At 69.4% G+C, this 4,016-nt stretch carries 1 protein-coding gene; it reads right to left on the bottom strand.

Features of this window, described 5'->3' with window-relative positions; genetic code table 11:
- A partial coding sequence (hrpA, locus tag G3O06_RS46920; protein ID WP_205820154.1) for an ATP-dependent RNA helicase HrpA occupies nt 1-3,911 on the bottom strand: 3,911 nt, incomplete at its 3' end.
- Nucleotides 3,912-4,016 lie beyond the last annotated feature (105 nt).

Genomic DNA, 4,016 nt, shown 5'->3' with positions numbered 1-4,016 from the left:
ATCGACTCCCAGACCTTGTGCAGACGCTTGACAGAGACAGGCATCGGCGTGCGCAGTTCCTGCGCGAACAGCGAAATCCGCAATTCCTCGAGCAGCCAGCGGAATTCCGCAAGCCGCGAATCGGCGACGCCGCCGCGCTGCGACACCGCGCGCTGGTATTGCTGGGCGAGCGGCAACAGGTCGGCCGACTGCTTCGCGTCGCGCGCCGGATCGGCCTTCAGCTTGTCGATCCGCAGCGCGATCCCCTTCAGGTAGCGCGGGAAGTGCGCCAGTTGCGCGTACGGCGTATCGATCACGAAGCGCTTGCCGACCAGCGCGGCGAGCTGCTGCTGCAGATCCGCGTGGGCCTGCGCGAACGGCTTCGCCTGCGCCAGCTTCTTCACGAGCCCCGCGTATTCGGCCAGGATCTGGCCGACCAGCCGCGCGATTTCCTGCGCGAGCAGGTTCAGGCGGCTCCGGCCCTCGTCGCGGCGCGCGTGGAAGCTCGCGTCGTCGTCGGGCAGCGGGTCCTGCAGGCACGCGCGGTCGAGCGCCGTGTCGATCAGCTGGTCGCGCAGCTCGTCCTGCGTGCCGAGCGACATGTACTGCATCGCCATCTCGCGCAGGCCCGGCAGGTTCTTCTCGAGGAACTTGATCGGCTCCTTCAGCTGCAGCGCGAACAGCCGCCGCAGGCCGGCCCGGTGGATGCGCGCGGCCTCCTCCGGGGAATCGAACACCTCGACGTCGCAGTGCGTGCCGCGATCGACGAGCGCCGGGTAGCCGTACAGCGTCTGGCCGCGCCGGCGGATCTCCAGCAGCTCGGGCAGCTTGCCGAAATTCCACGTCGTCAGGTTCTCGTACAGCGCCGTCGCGCCGGCTTCCGCCGGAGCGGCCGTCTGCGGCGCCGCGCCCTTGCCGGCCTTCGCGTTGCGGCCGGCGGCACCGGTCGTGGCAACCGCCGACGGCGCCTGGCCGATTGCCTGGCCGTCATCGGCATCGCCGCCGGCCGCGATCGTCGACGCCGCCGCGATCTTCTGGAACTGCTGCTGCGCCTGCGCGCCCAGCTCCTGGCGAAGCTGCGCGAGATTGCGCCCCATCGCGAGCTGACGGCCGTGCTCGTCGATCACCTTGAAGTTCATGAACAGGTGCGCGGGCAGCGTCTCGAGCTTGAAGTCGGCCGTTTTCATCGCGACCTGCGTCTCGCCGCGCACGTCGGCGATCAGCGCCTCGACGAGCCCGCCCGCGCCGAAGCGCTCGCGGCCCATCCGCTCGACGAAGCCGGCCGCGTACTCGGGCAGCGGCACGCAGTGCCGGCGCAGCTTCTGCGGCAGCGATTTCAGCAGCAACTGCACCTTTTCCTTCAGCATCCCGGGCACGAGCCACTCGCAGCGGCGCGCGTCGACCTGGTTCAGCGCATACAGCGGCACCGCGAGCGTCACGCCGTCGCGCGGTGTGCCGGGCTCGAAGTGATACGTGAGCGCCATCTCGACGCCGGCCATCGTCGCGCGCTTCGGGAACAGCTCGGTCGTCACGCCGGCCGCCTCGTGGCGCATCAGGTCGTCGCGCGACAGGTACAGCAGGCGCTGCCTGTCTTCCGCCTGGCCGCCCTTCTTCACCTCGTCGCGATACCAGCGCTCGAACGCGGCGCCCGTGTGAATCCCTTCCGGAATCGCCTGGTCGTAGTACGCGTAGATCAGCTCGTCGTCGACCAGCACGTCCTGGCGGCGCGACTTGTGCTCGAGCTGCTCGATGTCGGCGAGCAGCTTGCGGTTATGCGCGAAGAACGGCAGCTTCGTGTCGAACTCGCCTTCGACCAGCGCACCGCGGATGAACAGCTCGCGCGCACGCGACGGATCCTGCTTGCCGAACGCGACGCGCCGGCGGTGGTAGATCGGCAGCCCATACAGCGTCGCGCGCTCGTACGCGCTGACCTGCGCCGGGCGCTTTTCCCAGTGCGGCTCCGACAGCGATTTCTTCAGCAGGTGCGCGCCGATCTTCTCGACCCATTCGGGCTCGATCTTCGCGAGGCAGCGCGCGTACAGCCGGCTCGTCTCGACGAGCTCGGCCGCCATCACCCAGCGGCCGGCCTTCTTCGCCAGCACGGAGCCCGGCCACAGGTAGAACTTGATCCCGCGCGCGCCGAGATAGTGCGGATCGTCGTCGGCCTTCATGCCGAGGTTGCCGAGCAGGCCCGTCAACAGGGCCAGATGGACCTGTTCGTAGGTCGCCTCGACTTCGTTCAGCCGCCAGCCGTGCTCGCGCACGACCGTCAGCAGCTGCGAATGGACGTCGCGCCACTCGCGCAGCCGCAGGTGCGACAGGAAGTTCTGCCGGCATGCGTCGACAAGCTGGCGGTTCGACTTCTTGTGTGCGACCGCCTCTTCGAACCACGCCCAGATCTTCAGCCACTGCAGGAACTCGGAACGCTCGTCGGCGAACCGGCGGTGTGCCTGGTCGGCCTGCTCCTGCGCTTCGATCGGGCGGTCGCGCGGGTCCTGCACGGACAGCGCGCTCGCGATGATCAGCACCTCGCGCAGCGATTGCTGGTCGCGCGCGGCGAGAATCATCCGGCCGACGCGCGGATCGAGCGGCAGCCGCGCGAGTTCGCGGCCGAGCGGCGTCAGCGCGTTGTCGTCGTCGACCGCGCCGAGCTCGTTGAGCAACTGGTAGCCGTCCGCGATCGCGCGGCCGGGCGGCGGCTCGAGGAACGGGAACGATTCGATCGCCGTCAGGTGCAGCGACTTCATCCGCAGGATCACCGACGCGAGCGACGAGCGCAGGATTTCCGGATCGGTGAAGCGCGCGCGTGCCTGGTAGTCGCTTTCCTCATACAAGCGGATGCAGACGCCGTCGGCCACGCGGCCGCAACGGCCCGCGCGCTGGTTCGCGGCCGCCTGCGAGATCGACTCGACCTGCAGCTGCTCGACCTTGTTCCGGTACGAATAGCGCTTCACGCGCGCAAGGCCGGTATCGACGACGTAGCGGATGCCCGGCACCGTCAGCGAGGTTTCGGCCACGTTGGTCGCGAGCACGATCCGGCGCGCGTTCGACGCCTTGAACACCTTGTCCTGGTCGGCCGCCGAGAGTCGCGCGAACAGCGGCAGGATCTCGGTGTGCGGCGGGTGGTGCTTGCGCAGCGCTTCGGCGGCTTCGCGGATCTCGCGCTCGCCGGGCAGGAACACCAGCACGTCGCCGGGGCCTTCGCGGCACAGCTCGTCGACCGCGTCGACGATCGCGTCCATCAGGTCGCGCTCGGCTTCGCGCGCGGTCTTCACGCGGTCGCGGCCGGCCGTGCCTTCGGCGTGCTTCACCGCCAGGCGATCCTCGGCCACGGGGCGGTAGCGCATCTCGACCGGATACAGCCGCCCGCTCACCTCGATCACGGGCGCCGGGCGCTCGTCGGTGCCGAAATGGCGCGCGAAGCGATCGGCGTCGATCGTCGCGGACGTGACGATCAGCTTCAGGTCCGGCCGTCTCGGCAGGATTTCCTTCAGGTAGCCGAGCAGGAAGTCGATGTTCAGGCTGCGCTCGTGCGCCTCGTCGATGATCAGCGTGTCGTACGCCTTCAGCAACGGGTCGGTCTGCGTCTCGGCGAGCAGGATGCCGTCCGTCATCAGCTTCACGGACGCGCCCGGCGCGAGATTGTCGGTAAAGCGCACCTTGTAGCCGACCACTTCGCCGAACGGCGTGCCGAGTTCCTCGGCGATCCGCCGGCCGGTGGACGACGCGGCGAGGCGGCGCGGCTGCGTATGGCCGATCAGGCCCGTGCCGCCGGCGCCGAGGCCGCGGCCGAGATCGAGACAGATCTTCGGCAGCTGCGTGGTCTTGCCCGAGCCGGTTTCGCCGCAGACGATGACCACCTGATGACCGGCGATCGCGCGCGCGATTTCGTCGCGCTTGCCCGACACGGGCAGGCTTTCGGGATACGTGATCGGCGGGACGGGGTTCGGTGCGACGACGGCGCGCGGCGGACGCTCGCGACGCGGCGCGCGCTCGCCCGTTGCAGACGCGTCCTTCGCGGCCGGCTGACGCGCGTC

The organism is Burkholderia sp. Ac-20345 (genome assembly GCF_017104825.1).
GTDB lineage: Bacteria > Pseudomonadota > Gammaproteobacteria > Burkholderiales > Burkholderiaceae > Burkholderia > Burkholderia lata_B.
Note: the sequence above shows the minus strand (reverse complement) of the source record. Positions and strands in the feature narration are given on the sequence as shown.